Annotated in this window: 17 protein-coding genes; 11 read left to right on the top strand and 6 right to left on the bottom strand. The window is 66.6% G+C overall.

Annotation, left to right across the window (positions count from 1 at the left end):
* Positions 1-20: 20 nt before the first annotated feature.
* A complete protein-coding gene (locus EAX62_RS10970) occupies positions 21-638 on the bottom strand; it encodes a GNAT family N-acetyltransferase (RefSeq protein WP_121901674.1) in 618 nt (205 codons plus the stop codon).
* Positions 639-899: 261 nt separating this feature from the next.
* On the opposite strand from EAX62_RS10970, the gene pdxS reads away from it, so the two are divergent.
* The 6 genes from pdxS (at position 900) to EAX62_RS10940 (ending at position 6,772) form a co-directional block, all read left to right on the top strand.
* Entirely contained in the window at positions 900-1,802 is a 903-nt protein-coding gene (gene pdxS, locus EAX62_RS10965; RefSeq protein WP_121901822.1) for a pyridoxal 5'-phosphate synthase lyase subunit PdxS, read from the top strand.
* Positions 1,799-2,449 carry a pyridoxal 5'-phosphate synthase glutaminase subunit PdxT gene (gene pdxT / locus EAX62_RS10960; protein ID WP_121901673.1) on the top strand — a complete coding sequence of 217 codons (651 nt, stop codon included), beginning with the start codon at positions 1,799-1,801 and terminating at the stop codon, positions 2,447-2,449. Before pdxS ends, pdxT begins: the two co-directional genes overlap by 4 nt.
* 184 nt (positions 2,450-2,633) lie before the next feature.
* Positions 2,634-2,954 (top strand): hypothetical protein, encoded by a 321-nt coding sequence (locus EAX62_RS17165; protein WP_121901672.1) that lies wholly within the window; start codon positions 2,634-2,636, stop codon positions 2,952-2,954.
* Between the two features lie 231 nt (positions 2,955-3,185).
* Positions 3,186-4,883 (top strand): MDR family MFS transporter, encoded by a 1,698-nt coding sequence (locus tag EAX62_RS10950; protein WP_121901671.1) that lies wholly within the window; start codon positions 3,186-3,188, stop codon positions 4,881-4,883.
* 76 nt (positions 4,884-4,959) lie between these two features.
* Positions 4,960-5,190, top strand: coding sequence for a hypothetical protein (locus EAX62_RS10945; protein ID WP_121901670.1), 231 nt, complete (start codon positions 4,960-4,962; stop codon positions 5,188-5,190).
* Between the two features lie 142 nt (positions 5,191-5,332).
* The gene (locus EAX62_RS10940) at positions 5,333-6,772 is read left to right on the top strand and encodes an HNH endonuclease signature motif containing protein (RefSeq protein WP_121901669.1); all 1,440 of its coding nucleotides are present in this window, start codon (positions 5,333-5,335) and stop codon (positions 6,770-6,772) included.
* A gap of 248 nt (positions 6,773-7,020) precedes the next feature.
* Here the strand turns inward: EAX62_RS10940 and EAX62_RS10935 are convergent, their stop codons facing one another.
* Positions 7,021-7,527, bottom strand: a complete 507-nt coding sequence (locus EAX62_RS10935) for a GNAT family N-acetyltransferase (protein WP_158600643.1) — start codon at positions 7,525-7,527, stop codon at positions 7,021-7,023.
* 353 nt (positions 7,528-7,880) lie between these two features.
* Here EAX62_RS10935 and EAX62_RS10930 point away from each other — a divergent pair, with 353 nt between their 5' ends.
* Entirely contained in the window at positions 7,881-8,447 is a 567-nt protein-coding gene (locus EAX62_RS10930) for an SOUL family heme-binding protein (protein ID WP_121901667.1), read from the top strand.
* A gap of 42 nt (positions 8,448-8,489) precedes the next feature.
* The gene (gene ribA, locus EAX62_RS10925) at positions 8,490-9,854 is read left to right on the top strand and encodes a GTP cyclohydrolase II (protein ID WP_121901666.1); all 1,365 of its coding nucleotides are present in this window, start codon (positions 8,490-8,492) and stop codon (positions 9,852-9,854) included.
* Here ribA and EAX62_RS10920 read toward each other — a convergent pair.
* The 4 genes from EAX62_RS10920 to EAX62_RS10905 are packed head-to-tail and all read right to left on the bottom strand — an operon-like array spanning position 9,851 to position 13,160.
* Entirely contained in the window at positions 9,851-10,720 is an 870-nt protein-coding gene (locus tag EAX62_RS10920; RefSeq protein WP_121901821.1) for a class I SAM-dependent methyltransferase, read from the bottom strand. The genes ribA and EAX62_RS10920 overlap by 4 nt on opposite strands.
* Positions 10,675-11,715, bottom strand: a complete 1,041-nt coding sequence (locus EAX62_RS10915) for a glycosyltransferase family 4 protein (RefSeq protein WP_121901665.1) — start codon at positions 11,713-11,715, stop codon at positions 10,675-10,677. Before EAX62_RS10915 ends, EAX62_RS10920 begins: the two co-directional genes overlap by 46 nt.
* A 30-nt stretch (positions 11,716-11,745) precedes the next feature.
* Complete coding sequence (locus tag EAX62_RS10910; protein WP_121901664.1) at positions 11,746-12,126, bottom strand: 6-pyruvoyl trahydropterin synthase family protein; 381 nt, start codon at positions 12,124-12,126, stop codon at positions 11,746-11,748.
* 5 nt (positions 12,127-12,131) lie between these two features.
* On the bottom strand, positions 12,132-13,160 hold the full coding sequence (locus EAX62_RS10905) for a zinc-dependent alcohol dehydrogenase (RefSeq protein WP_121901663.1): 1,029 nt from the start codon (positions 13,158-13,160) through the stop codon (positions 12,132-12,134).
* A 119-nt stretch (positions 13,161-13,279) separates the two neighbouring features.
* Here EAX62_RS10905 and EAX62_RS10900 point away from each other — a divergent pair, with 119 nt between their 5' ends.
* From EAX62_RS10900 to acnA, 3 genes are read left to right on the top strand one after another with little or no spacing between them, the layout of a single operon-like run.
* Positions 13,280-14,065, top strand: coding sequence for a CDP-alcohol phosphatidyltransferase family protein (locus EAX62_RS10900; RefSeq protein WP_199711235.1), 786 nt, complete (start codon positions 13,280-13,282; stop codon positions 14,063-14,065).
* Positions 14,058-14,525: an NUDIX domain-containing protein gene (locus EAX62_RS10895; protein ID WP_121901661.1), complete on the top strand. Its 468-nt coding sequence runs from the start codon at positions 14,058-14,060 to the stop codon at positions 14,523-14,525. Before EAX62_RS10900 ends, EAX62_RS10895 begins: the two co-directional genes overlap by 8 nt.
* 2 nt (positions 14,526-14,527) lie before the next feature.
* Positions 14,528-17,356, top strand: coding sequence for an aconitate hydratase (gene acnA / locus EAX62_RS10890; RefSeq protein ID WP_325048817.1), 2,829 nt, complete (start codon positions 14,528-14,530; stop codon positions 17,354-17,356).
* Positions 17,357-17,528 lie beyond the last annotated feature (172 nt).

The following is a 17,528-nucleotide window of genomic DNA, read 5'->3' as shown; positions in this document are numbered from 1 at the left end:
ACCTCAGCGACCGGTCGGGATCAGAGCGGCTTGGCCCACAGGCTGCCGTCCACCTGCGTGAACCCCATGTGCCGGTAGAAGCCGATGGCATGGGTGTTCTCCGGCGACACGTTCAGGTGCACTCCCTCCACGCCACGGTCCTGCAGCGCCGTGAAAAGGGTGTCCAGCAGGCGACGACCGTTGCCCCCGCCCTTCCCCTCAGCGAGGATGTCGACGTGCAGATGAGCGGGGAAAGCCTCGATGGTGGCGGGATCGGTACGGGAGGGGGCGTGGATCATCTGCACGAGGCCCTCGTCGGGCGAGCCTGCCGGGAAACTGGAAAGCGGGTACGACTTCTTGAGTGCGGGCCACCACCGCTCCTCCAGCAACTGCTCGAATGCGGCGGTGTCGCGTGCACCCAGAACGTAGCCGAGCACTGACCCGTCGTCGCCCTCGAGGACGAATGCGAGCTCGGGTTCGAACGCCAGGTACGCGCCCAGGTAGATCTCGCCCAGGAGGCGGGGATCCACGAACAGGTCCTCGGCTCCAGCCCCGTTGGCTCCGGTACGCAGGCAGATGTCGTAGAGCCGGTCCACCTCATGGGGATCCTGCGTCCGTGCGGGACGAATCCTGTGCTGCCCCGCGGTTCGAGCTGTCATGGGCCCCATACTGCCGCACGGACCACGGCCTCGCCCCACAGAACATGGGGCGGCGCCGCCGCGTCGTTATTGGCCCCTGCGGGCACGCTGAGCCCGTGAGTACCTTTTCAACGCTGCGTCGCGGAATACATGGTGAGGTTCTCACCCAGTAACGACGGCCGGGCCAGTGATGGGCGTGCGTAGACTTGCAGAGTCCTCTTGCGCGCCGTCGAATCCGACGCGACGTCAAGCATCCTCCTCCACGCAAAGGCTGGCGCACCCGTGCCCACTGACCAGAACCACTCCACCACCGGAACCGCCCGCGTGAAGCGCGGCATGGCAGAGATGCTCAAGGGCGGTGTGATCATGGACGTGGTCACCGCTGAGCAGGCGCGGATCGCCGAGGATGCAGGCGCAGTCGCTGTCATGGCGTTGGAACGGGTGCCCGCCGACATCCGCGCCCAGGGCGGCGTCTCCCGGATGAGCGATCCGGACATGATTGACAGCATCATCGCGGCAGTGTCCATTCCCGTGATGGCCAAGGCACGGATCGGTCACTTCGTTGAGGCTCAAGTCCTGCAGAGCCTGGGTGTGGACTACATCGACGAGTCCGAGGTGTTGACCCCGGCAGATTACGTGAACCACATCGACAAGTGGCCGTTCACCGTCCCCTTCGTCTGCGGTGCCACGAACCTGGGCGAGGCCCTGCGAAGGATCACCGAAGGCGCCGCCATGATCCGCTCCAAGGGTGAAGCCGGCACGGGCGACGTCTCCAACGCGACGGGGCACATGCGCGCCATCCGCGCCGAGATCCGTCGGCTCCAGTCGATGTCGCACGACGAACTGTTCGTGGCCGCCAAGGAACTGCAGGCCCCCTACGACCTCGTGGCTGAGGTCGCCGAACTGGGGAAGCTGCCCGTCGTGCTGTTCACGGCAGGCGGCATCGCCACGCCCGCTGACGCGGCCATGATGATGCAACTGGGCGCAGAGGGCGTGTTCGTGGGCTCCGGCATCTTCAAATCAGGCAACCCTGCCGAGCGTGCCACCGCCATCGTGAAGGCCACCACCTTCTTCGACGACCCGGACCAGATAGCGAAGTTCTCCCGGGGCCTCGGGGAGGCCATGGTGGGGATCAACGTCGAGGAGATCGCGCAGCCGCACCGGCTCTCCGAACGCGGCTGGTGAGCATCACCGTCGGTGTCCTGGCGCTGCAGGGCGACGTGCGGGAACACGTGCGTGCGCTCACACAGCTGGGGGTCCGCACGGCCGCTGTGAGGCGGGTCTCCGAGTTGGCCACTGTTGACGGCCTGGTCATCCCGGGTGGGGAGTCCACCACCATGGACAAGCTGTTGCACTTGTTCGACCTGGCGGACCCCCTGCGCGCCCGTATCGCGGCGGGTATGCCCGTGTTCGGCTCCTGTGCGGGGATGATCATGCTCGCCGACCGGGTGGTCGGAGGCATCGAGGGCCAGCGGACGCTCGGTGGCCTCGACGTCACCGTTGTTCGCAATGCGTTCGGGCGACAGGTGGACTCCTTCGAGGAAGACCTCCACGTGCCCGCGCTGCGTGACGGTGCCACCCACCCTGTCCGGGCAGTCTTCATCCGGGCGCCGTGGGTGGAGCAGGCCGGCCCGGACGTCCAGGTGTTGGCCACCGTCACGAGCCGGAAGGTTGGCGCAGTCCGTCACGTTGTGGCGCTCCGGCAGGGAAATCTCCTCGCCACGGCTTTCCACCCGGAGGTGGGCGGCGATGTCCGCTTCCACGAGTACTTCGTGAACATGGTGAGGTCGGCTGCTGGCTGCGCTCCCGGTGGTGAAGTGCGGGCTCGGTAGGCTGGCTGCCATGACAGAGGGTGCAGATTCCCCGCCTCGAATCCCGTACCGTCGCCGGACCGGTTCCCGGTCTCGCCAGCACCCGGAAGCCGCCCTCCACAGCCCAGCGGTGATGGAACTTCTTGCGGAGATCGAGAGAGCCACGTATCTACCTCCCGGGCGCCACAGGGACAGCAGTTATGAGATGCGAGACGTCGACCGCTTCTTCGCAGGACTCGCCTTCGCTGCCCGTGGCGGGGTGCCCGTGCTGCCCCACATCGAGGAGCATCGCTTCACGACTGTCCCGAAGGGACACAACGGCTACGGCATCGAAGCCGTGGACAGGCTTGTCGACCGCGTCAGGGTGCTGGCGAAGTCGGCCGACAACGACGCCGGCACCGTGGCCAGATCTCAGCGTCCTCCAGTGCTACGGGCACTCTTGCGCAACCGGCTTGTAAGGGTGGCTGCCTTTGTTGCCGTGCCCGCGCTCCTCATCGCGGTGGCCGCCGCCCTCGGCGCCCTGTGAGCTGACCCCATCCGGACCACGCAGCATGCACGGCGATGGCCGGGGCCACGAGCCACCGATGCCCGCGAAGGTGGGGGACAGTGACGTCGTCACAAAAATATTTATTTTGTGGTCGGACAGCCTCGTGGTTGGAAGGTTCGGCGACGTAAATTGGTTGATGCTTGAACCACCCATCGAACGAAGGTGCGATCCGGAGCCCGCCGAACTCCCCGCACGGTGAGGACCATCCCCATGACGACCACTGCCAGCGCCACCTCGCGCAGCGCACCGCTGACACGCTCCCAGTTCAGGTGGACCTTCACGGGACTCCTCCTCGCAATGCTCCTGGCCGCTCTCGACCAGACGATCGTCGCCACCGCCCTACCCACCATCGTCGGTGAGCTGAACGGACTTGAGCACTTGTCCTGGGTGGTGACGGCCTACCTGTTGGCGGCCACCATCGGTCTTCCCATCTATGGGAAGACCGGTGATGTGATCGGTCGCAAACCCGTGTTCATCTTCGCCATCGTTGTATTCCTGATCGGCTCGATCCTGTCAGGCATCGCCCAGGACATGACCCAGCTGATCGCCTTCCGCGCACTGCAGGGCCTCGGCGGCGGTGGACTCATGATTGGTGCCCAGGCAATCCTCGGAGACATCGTCTCTCCTCGTGAGCGCGGCAAATACATGGGACTCATCGGCGCGGTTTTCGGCCTCTCATCCGTTGGCGGGCCGCTCATCGGCGGTTTCCTCACCGACTACCTGACGTGGCGGTGGGTGTTCTACGTGAACATGCCACTGGGGCTCGTCGCTCTGGCCACCGTCATCTTCGCTCTGCACGCCAACCGCCCCACGGGTCAACGCAAGCCCATCGACCTCCTCGGGATGGTGCTGCTCGGTGCCACCTCCACCGCCATCGTGCTGACCACCAGCTGGGGAGGCACCACCTACGAGTGGGGCGATCCCGTAATCGTGGGCCTCATCATCGGGGCCGTACTGGGGATGGCGCTGTTCATATTCGTTGATACACGGGCTTCGGATCCGGTGATCCCCCTTTCCCTGTTCCGGGACCGCAACTTCGTTCTGCCCTCCGCCGTGGGCCTCACGATCGGTATCTCCCTGTTCGTGGCCGTGGCATACATGCCGACCTTCCTGCAGATGGTCAACGGCGTCACCGCCACACAATCCGGCCTGATGCTGATCCCCATGACCGTCGGGCTCCTGTTCGCCGCCATCATCTCCGGGCGACTGATCTCCGCCACGGGACGGTACAAGATCTATCCCATCATCGGCACTGCCCTCGTGGCTGTCGGGCTCATCATGCTGTCCCGCATCGACCAGAACACCCCGTATTGGTACCTCGCTTCCAGCCTCGTCGTGCTGGGGCTGGGCGTCGGCGCAGCGATGCAGAACCTGACGCTGATCGTGCAGAACTCTGTGCCGGGTGAAGTCATGGGCACGGCAACGTCTGCACAGAACTACGTCCGACAGATCGGGGCCTCTGTGGGTATTGCCGTCTTCGGGTCCGTCTTCATCAGTCGGCTGACCTCCGAGATGTCCGGCACCCCCATCGGTGGCGCGCAGGGCGGAAACATCAGTTCGCTCACCCCAGAAATTCTGGCGGGGCTCCCCGAAGCGGTGCAACGCACGATCGCCGGCGCCTTCTCCACAGCAATGCCTCCACTGTTCCTCTACGCCGTCCCTGTTGCGCTCGCCGGTCTGGCGCTCGCCCTGTTCATCGAGGAGCGACCTCTCTCTGCACACCCCACGGCAGGGAGGATGTCCGGATCCGGTGTCGCGGACGCCGCCCCTGTCATGGACGGCGTCGCCGAGCCTCTGTTCGACGGGGCCCTGGCCTCGGTTGAGGGCGGCTCTGTTTCGCCCCGCCGGGCAGCCAGTGGCGCCGCACCGGAGCACGACGGCCGGGTTCCGATGCACGCCAGGTCTTGATCGAAGAGTCACCGCCAGTACTGCAACCCCCTCCCGACGCAATCGCAGTGTCAGTGCTGCTCAATACTGTCGATGCATGGAAACGTTCGGACTCACGACATCAGAAGCACTCGATGTGATGGAAGACGCGCTCGCATCCATCAATGACGAGCAGCGCCTCAGCCTGAGCGGTCCCGAGCTCGTGGTGCTGGTGGGGTGGATCGACGAACTGCAGAACAGGATCGCCTCCCTGGTGGGTGTCCTGACCGACGAAGCCACCCGCGCTCAGGAATCGAGCGCGTCTCCAGCACACGTTTCACCTTGTTGAGCGGGCTGGATGAGCAGCGAGAAAGGTAACCGGCTGGAGAGCTGAGCCATCACTCATCTCGGCGGCATGGCATCGAAGAATATTTCAGGATGAATAGATCACCTGTTCAAAAAATGTCAGTGGTGGTCCGTAGAGTTTTTCTATGGAGCAGGGGTGGCGGACCACGGCGGAGGCGCTGACTGCGCTGGAGGCTGTGATGTCCTCGATCGATCACGATGAGCGGGTCAGGCTGTCTGCGCCGGAGCGGTTGGTGTTGATGAAGAGGGCCCGGAGTTTTGAGGATCGTGCGGTGTCGTTGGCGTGTGTGCTCACTGATGAGGCGTCGCAGAGTTCGGTGGCCGCGACGGGGACACCGATCACGTCGCTGATCGGGTTGGATGAGGGTCGGGATTCCCACGACGCGGCGCGGCAGGTGTTCCAGGCCCGCGACCTGGCCAGGCACAAGGCGGTCAAGGAGGCGGCCCTGGCTGGCACGGTGTCGTCTCGGCATGCGGCCGCCATCGGCAAGGGGATGGCGCAGTTGCCGTCGGCGCTGACGGCTGAGCAGACGTTGCGGGCGGAGCAGGCGTTCCTGGACCGGGCTGCCAGGAACACGCCGAGGCGTCTGGCGGAGTTGGCGCCGCAGGTCCTGGCCGAGGTCGCCCCCGAGCTGGTGCCCACGGGTGAGGACGAGGCGGCCCGGTTGGTGCGGCAACGCCGACGGGCGTTCAGCAAGCGGTCTTTGCGGTGGGGTGATGACGGGGACGGGTCGACGTGGTTGCACGGGTCCCTGCCGCATCTGGAGGCGGCACCCCTGATCAGTCTGGTGGAGGCCTATGTGGAGTCGGATCGTCGCGCGGCCAGGGACAGGTTCAGGTCCACCCGCGCCACCGACCCCGGACCCCGCGTGATGCGGGACCAGGCAGCCAAGGACATCAACCGCACACCCGAGCAGCGCCGCGCCGATGCCCTCACCCACATCATCTCCGACCACCGTGACGCACCCACCAGCATTGGGGACCGACCCCGGATCGTCGTCACCATCCGGGAACAGGACCTCCGCGAACGTGCCGAACGGGCCGGAGTCCTGGCCAAGGGGGCCACGATCACCGCCGGGGACCTGCGCAGGTTGTGCTGCGACGCTGACCTCATGCCCGTCGTCCTCGGCGGCCCCTCGGAGATCCTGGACGTGGGCCGCACGCAGCGCCTGGTGACCCCGGCCATCCGGAAGGCCCTGAGCCTGCGCGACGGTGGATGCATCTTTCCCCAGTGCAGCGCCCCGGACTCTGCCTGCGAAGCGCACCACCTGCAGCCGTGGTGGGCCGGCGGTGCCACAGCCTTGTGGAATCTGGTGTTGTTGTGTCCGCATCACCACCAACTCATGGAACCGGACCGGTGGAGCCGCCCCGGGGACCGCTGGGTCATCCACATCGACCCGGACACCGGTCAGGCTGTGGTGACGCCGCCGAACAGAACCGCGCGCTTCACGGCTCGGCAGCACGTCCGGGGTGCGCCCGACGATCCCCCCGTGAGCGATCCGCACATTGCCGGGGGACGAGATGACAGATCCCCGCCGGATCAGATGTATGCCGTCACCGGATGATGCGATGTGGCACTGAACCCCCACTGTGGAGGAGTCCGTCACCGTCACGGTGACGCTGATTCTCTGGGCGGCAGCGGAGCCGCGGAAGGCGTGAATTCTGGGCCTTGCCTCCCTTCCCACGCTCCGTGGAACATCCTCCACTGGTCGGGCATGATCGTCGCCGCGATCTGGGAAGAGAGCGGCATCGGGGATCAAGAGGATCACACCCCAGCAGCAGGAGGAGTTCATCGGGAACCCACAGGCTGCGATCAACGCCGGATACGGCGGCGGACCCCGAGGGGAGCCAATGCGTCATACAGGACCACGTTGCCCCCCTCGTCATCGGCGGACACCCCCCTGATCGACAGGGCTGCGGCGATGGGAACGAAACCGAATTGGCTGTGCATCTCGATGGAGGCTGTATTGCGCTCATCGGTGAAGTAGAACGCACGATTGCTTCGTTCCCCGATCCACTGCATGCGAGCTTTCGTCAGGACTGATCCCAGCCCCTGGCGGCGCATGCGCGGATCGACCACGACGCCGCCGAGGTAGTGGCCAGCTGGGGCGTCGTCATCGGCCTCTTCATGGAGGTGCGTCTTCGCCACGGCCAGCACCACGTCGTCGATGGTTGCGACGAGGACGATCCTCGTTTCACTGGGGATCAGGGCCTTCGGCGACCAAGCGTCTCGGCCGCTTGCACGGCAGATCTCCACCACCGCGGTCTGATCCTCGGCCCTGGCCTCGCGGATCACCACGGGAACATCTGGATGGGTCACGCTGAGCATCGTAGTCTCGCAGGCACACGGAGCGCACTGGACACTTCACCCGCACATCTTCGAGCATTCGCCTCCGTCTGGCGGAAGATGCTGCGACGCCGCCGGTGCTCAGATCAATCATCCACACGACTGCGGACCCGTCGGGAAGTGGTGCGATGTCCCAGAAAGGGCGAATGAGGCCACCATGAAGGAAATGTCGGTGGCGCGGTCCCACCTCACCGTGCGGGGATTCGAGGTCACAGTGGCCGAGCCCAGGGGAGCGCCTACGCCACGAACAAGACGCTCCCTGGCGTTTGCTGGCATCTGTGACCAAGCCCCTGAGCGCCATTGGGGCGTGCGTGCAATGCTTGAACATGACCGAACAACAGAAGTACGACGTTGTCGCAGGACATGACGGCTGGGAGGTGCGGCGTTACCCGGCCCACCTCGTGGCCGAGGTCACCGTGCACGGATCGTTCGACGACGCCGTCAACAGGGCGTTTCGGATGTTGGCGGCCTTCATCTTCGGCGACAACGTCGGCAAACAGAAGGTGGCGATGACCGCACCCGTGGTGCAGAAGCCGTCGCCGGAGAAGATTGCCATGACGGCACCCGTGCTCCACGAGTCGAGCGGGCAGGAGCACGTTGTCTCGTTCGTGATGCCAGCGGAATACACCATGGACACGCTGCCGGAACCCACGGACGTCAACGTCCGCATCCGTGAGGTGGCAGAGGACATGGCGGCCGTGCGGCAGTTCAGCGGACGCTCCACGGAGGCGAAGTTCGCCGAACAGTTGGCCGGCTTGATGGTTCGGATCGGCGAGCAGTCCACGCTCGAAGTGACGGGATCCCCGCGGTATGCCCGCTTCGATCCACCATGGAAGCCGTGGTTCCTACGGCGCAACGAGGTCCTGATACCCGTGGCCACGGCGGGGGATTGATCGCCGCTCACGGATCGTTGAGCCCCGAACTACTATTCCCCCATGTCGCTTGAGAATGCACGACGAGACGCTGCGGTGACGGTGACGCGCGTCGTGACGACGAGACTCCCCACCCGCCACGGGACCTTCGACATGGTGGGCTACGCGGGTCTGGCTGGAGCGGAGCACGTCGCCCTGGTGTGGGGGAGCCACAACGGTTTCACTGGTGAACCGCCCCTGGTCCGGGTCCACTCGGAATGCCTCACGGGGGACGCGTTCGGCTCCTACAGATGCGACTGTGGCGAACAACTCGACGCGGCCCTCGGCACCATCAGTCGTGCCACATCCGGGGCACTCGTCTACATGCGCGGGCATGAGGGCCGCGGCATCGGGCTCCTCAACAAGCTCCGCGCCTACGCGCTCCAGGACAACGGCCGGGACACCGTCGACGCCAACACTGATCTTGGGCTTCCCATCGACTCACGCGACTACAGGCAGGGTGCCGACATCCTTCGGGATCTGGGTATCGAGACGGTGCGGCTGTTGACGTCGAATCCGGCCAAGCAGATCGCGTTGGAGGCGCTGGGCATCACCGTGGTGGGGCGGCAGCGGCTCCACGTTCCGGACCGTGCAGAGAACACTGCCTACCTCAACGCGAAGCGCTCGCGGATGGAACACGACCCCGTTCCCGATCCTCAGGCGTGGGAGCAACTGAGCGTCGGTGTGATCCCCGACGGAGAACTCGATCCGCTCCAGATGGAGTTGGTCGACCGCTACGGCCCACTGGTCCAGGCCGGTGAACGCCTCGTCATCGCCCAGCTGGGGCAGAGCATCGACGGTTTCATCGCCTCCCGCACCGGAGACGCATGCTTCGTCACCGGGGAGGAGGATCGCGAACATCTGCACCGCCTCCGAGCGCTGGTGGACGCCGTCATCGTCGGGGCCGGTACCGTCACTGCCGACGACTGCCAGCTCACGGTGCGCTCCGTTAGCGGTGCGCACCCCGTCAGGGTGGTCCTGGACCCCCACGCCCGCATCCCCACGGACGCGAAGCTCCTCAGTGATCCGGTCGCCCCCACCCTGTGGTTCGTGGGGCCGGACGCGGTGGTGCCCGAGCGCGTTGCGGACCATGTCGACATCCATCGGCTCGAATCGATGGAAGCTTTCGCGCCCTCTCGCGTGCTGGAGCGTTTGGGCCGTCAGGGCCTGAAGAGGGTGCTCGTCGAGGGCGGTGGGGTGACCGTGTCCACATTCCTGCGTGGCGGCGTACTGGACCGGCTGTTTCTCACCACAGCCCCCATGCTGGTGGGTGACGGCATCCCCGGTATCCGTTTCGACGGCACCGACGCCTTGTCAGGGGCCATCACCGCGCCTGTGCGGCGTTTCCTGCTCGGCAACGACATCTGTTCGGAGTTCACCTTCGCCTAGTCGGAGGGCAGCGCCACAAGATCCGTGTGGCCCACCCGGAGCGACAGGAGGCCGTCGCGGAGTTGTGACATCCGCAGCCCCAACCAATCACGTGACGGCTCAACCAGGGCTGGGTCGTGGTCGATCACCGCTGCGACGCGATCGCTGAGGTAGCGCTCCACCAGGGGAGCCTGCTGTGCCCCCAGTACCCACGGTGTCTCGATGAGTCCGACGGTGAACCCGTTGCTGCACAGCACCTGTGCCGCCACGGCGGTGGCCCCTGGCCCGGCAAGTCCGTGGCGCACCTGGTGGGCGTTGAATACGTCGTTGAGGCGGGAGTCCAACTCCAGGACAGGGTCCATGCGGACGACGCCCGTGACGCTCAGGCTGAAAAGTGCCGCTGCCCCTATGCGCGCCACGAAGGCAGCCAGTTCCCGTACCTGCCCCACCGTGAGGACGTCGAGGAAGGCGGAGCAGGTGACGAGGTCCGCGGGGGTGCCGGCTGCGTCGTCGTGCTGCAGGTCCTCCAGTTCCGCAGCGATCCGACGGACCCCCAGGACCGCGTCCGACGGAGCGGCAGTGGGCACCTGGTGCAGGAGGTCCTCGTCACGATCCACCAGTGTCCACCGCTGCCGCACGGCAAGACGGGGCGCAAGCCATGCCATGTTGGCGCCGGTGCCGGCCCCCAGATCGCACACGGTGACGGCCGTCCCGGGACCCAGCCGGGAGGACAGGTGGGCGTCCAGCGCTGGCAGCGCCGCCACACTGGCCTGGCGGGCGGTTTCATCTGCGGCTCGGCGCAATGACAACCAGTCACTGGCGGCCCGCTGGACGATCTGCGTCACGCGGTCATGATCCGTGCCAGCGCCGCTGCGCTCTGGTGCCATGTCTGCAGCCTAGGACGGCGCGCCAACGCGGCGCTCCGCCACGAGGAGCGGACACCGTCCTCCGACAACCAGAGTCGCAGGGTGTCCGCCAGGACGGCCGGGTCAGAGGGATCCACAACGGCACCCGGGAGCCCGACGACAGGTACCGGGCCGTCCCCGACACCCTGCCCGCGGAGGGCTTCGGCGGCGCCGGTGGCCCCCGTGACGACGGCCGGGACCCCGCGGGCCAGCGCCTCGGTGATGACCATGCCGAATGTTTCACTGGTCGACGTCAGGACCAGCAGGTCGGTGGCCTCCCACAGAGCATCGAGTGCCTCGCCCGTGACGGCCCCGCGCAGCGTGACCCGGCCGGGCCCGATGTCGTGCTCGATGCTGTGTCGCAGGCGTCCCACGTAGGCGGGGTCGAGCTCATCGGAGCCCACGAGTTCCAGCGTCCACGGCAGGTCCGACAGCAGCGCAAGGGCCTGCAGCGCATGCAACTGATTCTTCAGGGGGGTGAGGGCTGCCAGCACCAGCAATTGCGGCGGATCGCTACCCACCGCGGGTGGCGCGGGCGACGTGCCCGGCGGCACGACGTGAGTTCGGACGCCTGGGTAGCGTGTCGCGATGTCGGTGGCCGACCACTGACTGGGGACGCTGCTGGAGGATGCCACCGCCAGCGCGGCGCTCTCCGCCATGGTGAACGCGGATCTGGCGTCGTGGTCAAGTCCGGGGTCGGCCGTCAGGAGCGAGTGGACGAGGATGTGCACCCGGATACCCATACGGACCGCGGCTTCGATCTCGGTGGGCGCGGCCAAAGCCACGATGCCGTCCACCACTGCCAGCGGCTGCGCCAGCAACGCTGTCTGGAGGGCCCGCCGGTCGGCGGGCGTGGGGCGGGGCCAATCGCCGGGAAGTTGGTATACCCGCACGGCGTGCCCGGCCTGCGTCAGGGCGCTGATCACCGCGAAGTCAAAGTGCGTGCCGCCGCTCGGGCCTGGCAGGTCGCGGGGCATCAGGAAAGCGCACTCCACCGGGGTGACGCGTCAGCCGAAGTTGACGTCGTAGGTGGCCCAGGCCCCCGGATGCTCCCTCAGGAGCACCTGCAGTCCGGCGAACTCCGATTCGTCGAACCGCTCCCGCAGCTTGTCGGAGATGTGACGGGCGACGGTTTCGGTGGTGCTCAGTCGCCCCACGAAGTCCGGATGTTCATCGAGGTTCTCGTAGCGCAACGCGTCAAGCACCGTAGCCAGCATCGAGGTGGCCTCCCCGATGTCCATCACGATGGACAGGGGACCCAGCTCGTGGCGTCGCCACGTTGCCTCCACCGCCATGGTGGCGCCGTGCATGCCCTGCGCGGGCCCGAAGCGCGGATCAGGCAGGGAGTGGGCAATCATGATGTGGTCGCAGACTGTCAGGGAGTACATCTGTTTCAACCTCGTTTCGTGTGGGATGGAGTGCCCGGGTAGGCGATGATGCGGCACATGCCGGGCAGGGATCCCTGGCACATGGATTCCATCACCTCGGGGAGTTCAGCAAATGAGGAGGCTCCGCCCAGCAGCGCGTCGAAGACCGGGTCGGTGAGCGCGTCGAAGGCCAACGAGAGCCGGTCGGCGTGCGTTCTGCGGGCTCTGCGCGGGGCCGCAATCACCCCCACCTGGCTGGCCCGTATCCTGAGGCGGCGCGCGTGGAAGTCCAGGCCCAGCGGCACGGCGGGGGAGTCGGTCCCGTACCACGACAGTTCCACGAGGTCGCCCTCCTCCCCCAGTTGGCCCAGACCGCCCGCGAGCCCCGCCTCGGTGGCGGAGGCGTGATAGACGATGTCGCAATGGGTCATGGCGTCCCCCGGGGCAGCCCACTCGACGCCAACGGCTTCCGCGACGGCACCCTTGGCCGGGTCCGGATCCACCAGTTGGAGCCGCGACAGCGGGAACCTTCGCAACAAGGCCGCCAACGACGCCCCGATGATGCCGGCCCCAACCACGGCGACGCGGTCCCCGATCCGCGGGGCACACTCCCACAGGGCGTTGATGGCTGTTTCGACCGAGCCGGCCAGCACCGCGCGCTCGCTGGGGACCTCGTCGGGGATGAGCGTGAGGGCCTCGACGGGCACTACATAGCGATCCTGGTGGGGGTGGAGGCAGAACACTCGTCGTCCCGGCCAGCCCGGTGGGCCCTGATCCACCACCCCGACCGACAGATAGCCGTACTTCACGGGGAACGGGAACTCGCCGCTCTGGAACGGGGCCCGCATGAGGTGGGCAACTCGTTGCGGGACCGCACCGCGGTGCACCAGCATTTCGGTACCTCGGCTGATTCCCGAGTAGAGGGTCCGCACCAGCGCCTCCCCCCGAGCCGGGGGAGCCACCTGTTCACGACGCAACTCCGAACGGCAGGGGCCCGTCGCCCAGAATGCGGTGGCCTCCAGGGCGTCACCCGACGAGGAGCGTTTCGTGGACATGGGTCGATTCTGCCCTTGTCCGCACCGTCACGCCCGGGAATCGGGGTGCACGGGTGGCACGGCGTCGCTGCGGGGGAGTTGGCCCTCGGGGACTTGCCGCGGCTGGGAGGATGGGCACTGTGCACCAGACCAAGCAAGACGGACGCAGGCGGGCAGTCGTCGATGCGGCGCTGACTGTGGCGGGCGCGGCTATCCTGGGGGCGGCGCTGACCCTCCGTGCTGGCGTGCCGTCACCCCACGCCGTCGCTGCCACAGCGTTCGGGCTCGTGGTCCCCACGGTTGCGGCCATCAGCGTGCTCAGACGACGCCCTCGCCTGACCACGGCGGCGGACCGCGTCACCCTGACCCGCATCGTCCTGACGGGCGGGTGCGCGACGCTGGTGGTCCTTTCCTTGTGGGGCGACCTTCCGCTCCGTTCATGGCCGCTGTTCGTCATGGCGCTGCCGGCGTATCTGCTTGACGGGGTGGACGGCTGGGTGGCACGCAGGACCAACACGGCCTCTGCGGCCGGTGGACGGCTGGACATGGAATCCGACGCGGTGCTGTTCCTCATCCTGTCCGTCCCGCTGTCATTGAGCGTGGGTCCGTGGGTACTGGGCATTGGCGTCATGCGGTACCTGTTCGGGGCGGCCAGTTGGTGGCGACCAGCGCTGCGAGGGTCACTGGCATTCAGCCGCTTCCGGCGGATCGTCGCCGGCACCCAGGGCGGGGTGCTGGTGGCAGCACTCATCCCCGTGCTCCCCGTTTCGGTGGCCGCTGTGGCCACAGCCGTGTCGCTTGCACTGCTGATGGTGTCCTTCGGACGTGACGTGCTCACCTTGGAGAACGCAGACGCGCCACCACCGCGGGACGCTGACCAGGCACACCCGGGCAGCGCACGGCAGGGGGACTGGGCCCATGGATGAGAGCGTTGTGCAGGCAGTGGGGGTGGTCATCACCGACGGGGCGGGGCGGGTGGTGCTCGTGAAACGTGGGAAGGAGCCGCAACGTGGCCGGTGGAGTGTCCCGGGTGGCAGCGTCGAGCCGGGGGAGAGCCTTCAGGAGGCTGCGGCGCGTGAGGCGTGGGAGGAGACTGGCCTGCGGGTGCTGATCGGTCGCGAATTGTGGAACCTCCGCTCACCCACGGCGGACGGCCGCATGTTCGAGATCCATGACTTTGCCGCCACGGTCATCAGCGGCGACCTGGTGGCCGGGGACGACGCCGACGATGCCCGCTGGGTACACAGTGACGACCTGGAGACCCTGCCCCTGACGGTCGATCTGGTCAGCTACCTACGGCGTCCCGGCGTCTTCGATGGGGTGGGACAGCCCCGAGGCGATGGGAAAACGTCAGGTTCCCTGATTCTCGACCCCGAACAATGGTAGGTATGGGAGGTCATCGAGACGACGGCGAAGTCGAGGAGGACAACATGCACGACAGCTTCGGGTCCAGGAAGACGCTGGTGGTCGACGACGACAGGTTCGAGATCTTCCGGCTGGACGCAGTGGAGGGGGCCGAGCGGCTCCCCTACAGCCTCAAGGTGCTGCTCGAGAACCTGCTCCGCAACGAGGACGGACGCCTCGTCACCCGTCAGCAGATCGAGGCTGTGCGCGACTGGGATCCGGCAGCCCACCACGGCTCGGAAATCCAGTACACGCCGGCCCGAGTGTTGCTGCAGGACTTCACGGGCGTGCCCTGCGTGGTCGATCTGGTGGCGATGCGCGACGCCATGGCCGCACTCGGTGGCGACCCCCAGAAGATCAATCCGCTCATCCCCTCCGAACTGGTCATTGATCACTCTGTGATCGCTGACGTGTTCGGCCGTGCCGATGCGCTGCAGCTCAACGCCGATTTCGAGTTCCACCGCAACAGGGAACGCTACGAACTGCTGCGGTGGGCACAGCAGGCGTTCGACGACTTCGTGGTGGTGCCGCCGGACACGGGCATCTGCCACCAGGTCAACCTCGAGTACCTTGCCCGCGTGGTGTTCACCCGCACGGTGGGCGATGTGGTGCAGGCGTACCCGGACACACTCGTGGGCACCGATTCCCACACCCCCATGATCAATGGACTGGGTGTGCTCGGTTGGGGTGTTGGCGGGATCGAGGCGGAGGCGGCGATGCTGGGCCAACCGATGAGCATGCTGGTGCCGCCGGTGCTCGGAGTCCGGCTCACGGGTGCCCTGCGGGAGGGTGTCACCGCCACGGACCTGGTGCTGACCGTCGCGCAGATGTTGCGGGAGGTGGGGGTGGTGGGGAACTTCGTCGAGTTCTACGGCGACGGAGTGGCCAACATCCCGCTGGCCAACCGGGCCACCCTGGGAAACATGAGCCCGGAGTACGGGGCCACGTGTGCCATTTTCCCCATTGACGACGAGACATTGTCCTACCTGCGCTTCACGGGTCGGCCCGAGAGCCAGGTGCGCCTCGTGGAGGTCTACGCCAAGGAGCAGGGACTCTGGCACGATCCGGGGCGCGAAGCGACCTACTCCCGCAGTGTGGAACTCGACCTGGGTGCGGTCGTACCCTCCATCGCCGGTCCGAGGCGCCCGCAGGACCGGATCCCGTTGTCCAAGGCGCGCCGGGTGGTGGGGGGACTGCTCAACGATCCCCACCGAAGCCCCCTGGAACTCGTGGGCCTCGACGACGCCTCCGACTCGTCCTTCCCCGCCAGCGACCCCATCGCGGTCGACCACTACGGGGACAACACGGAACCCAAGCAGTGGCCCACGACCTATCAGGACGAGCCCTGGCCGTCGGACCCGGTTCCCGTCGAGCTGCACGGGGAAACCACCGAAATCGACAACGGCCATGTGGTGATCGCGGCCATCACCAGCTGCACGAACACCTCCAACCCCACCGTGATGTTGGGGGCGGGTCTGCTTGCGAAGAAGGCCGTGGAGAAGGGGTTGCGCAGCAAGCCATGGGTCAAGACGTCCCTGGCACCGGGATCCCGTGTCGTCACCGACTACTTCGACGAGGCCGGCCTGACCCCCTACCTGAACGAGCTCGGGTTCAACCTCGTGGGCTACGGCTGTACTACCTGCATTGGCAACTCGGGGCCGCTCATCCCCGAGGTCAGCAGGGCCATCGGCGTGAAGGACCTGTCGGTGAGCGCCGTCCTCAGCGGCAACCGCAACTTCGAGGGGAGAATCCACGCCGAGACGAAGATGAACTTCCTGGCCTCGCCGCCCCTGGTGGTGGCCTACGCCCTGGCGGGCACCATGAACATCGACCTTCTCAGTGACTCGCTTGGGACGGGCAGCGACGGTGAACCCGTCTACCTGCGCGACATCTGGCCCAGCAGCGAGGAGATCCAGGAGAACATTCGGACATCGTTGAGGGCCGAGATGTTCACGCAGGGGTATGCGGATGTCTTCTCCGGCGATGACAACTGGAAGAGCCTCGACGTGGGCGTCGGGGACATGTTCGCATGGGACGACGACTCGACCTACGTGCGCAACCCACCCTATTTCGACGGCATGGAACGTCATCCAGAACCCTTGCGCGACATCCGCGGCGCCCGTGTGCTGGCACTGCTGGGCGACTCCGTGACCACGGACCACATCTCGCCTGCGGGGGCCATCCGACGCGACTCACCGGCGGGCACGTACCTGGAGCAGCACGGGGTTGATCTCGCTGACTTCAACTCGTACGGCTCGCGTCGCGGCAACCACGAAGTCATGATCCGGGGGACCTTCGCCAACATCCGGCTGCGCAACCAGCTCGTACCGGGAGTGGAGGGTGGCTTCACCCGGCACTTCCCCAGCGACGAGCAGGTGAGCATCTTCGAGGCCTCCGAACGGTACCTGTCCGACGACGTCCCCCTGGTCATCATCGCTGGCAAGGAGTACGGGTCCGGCTCCTCGCGCGACTGGGCCGCCAAGGGCACCCTGCTGTTGGGGGTGAGGGCGGTGCTCGCGGAGTCCTTCGAGCGCATTCACCGCTCCAACCTCATCGGTATGGGTGTCCTGCCGCTGCAGTTCCTCGACGGCGAGAGTGCCTCGAGTCTCTCGCTGGTGGGCGACGAGACATTCTCGGTGTCGGGGCTCGAGAACGTCGACGAGCTACCCCACGAAGTGACCGTGACCGTCAGCGACGCTCTGGGGGAGCGAACGTTCACGGCGGTCGTCCGCATCGACACACCGGCCGAGGCCAACTACTACAAGCACGGTGGCATCCTGCAGTACGTGCTGCGCCAGCTTTTGGCAGACTGACTGGCTCCCGTGGTGAACGGCGCACCCCGTTCACCACGGTTGGCCCGGGGCAGCGGATGCTCAGGCCATGCCCACGCGAACGTGGTGCGCCCGCATCTCCACGGGGTAACTGGTTGAGTGACTTTGGAGTTGAGCCAGCACACATCCCTTGACATGTTGACACGGCGTGAAT

This window comes from Tessaracoccus antarcticus (assembly GCF_003688855.1).
Taxonomy (GTDB): domain Bacteria; phylum Actinomycetota; class Actinomycetes; order Propionibacteriales; family Propionibacteriaceae; genus Arachnia; species Arachnia antarctica.
Note: the sequence above shows the minus strand (reverse complement) of the source record. Positions and strands in the feature narration are given on the sequence as shown.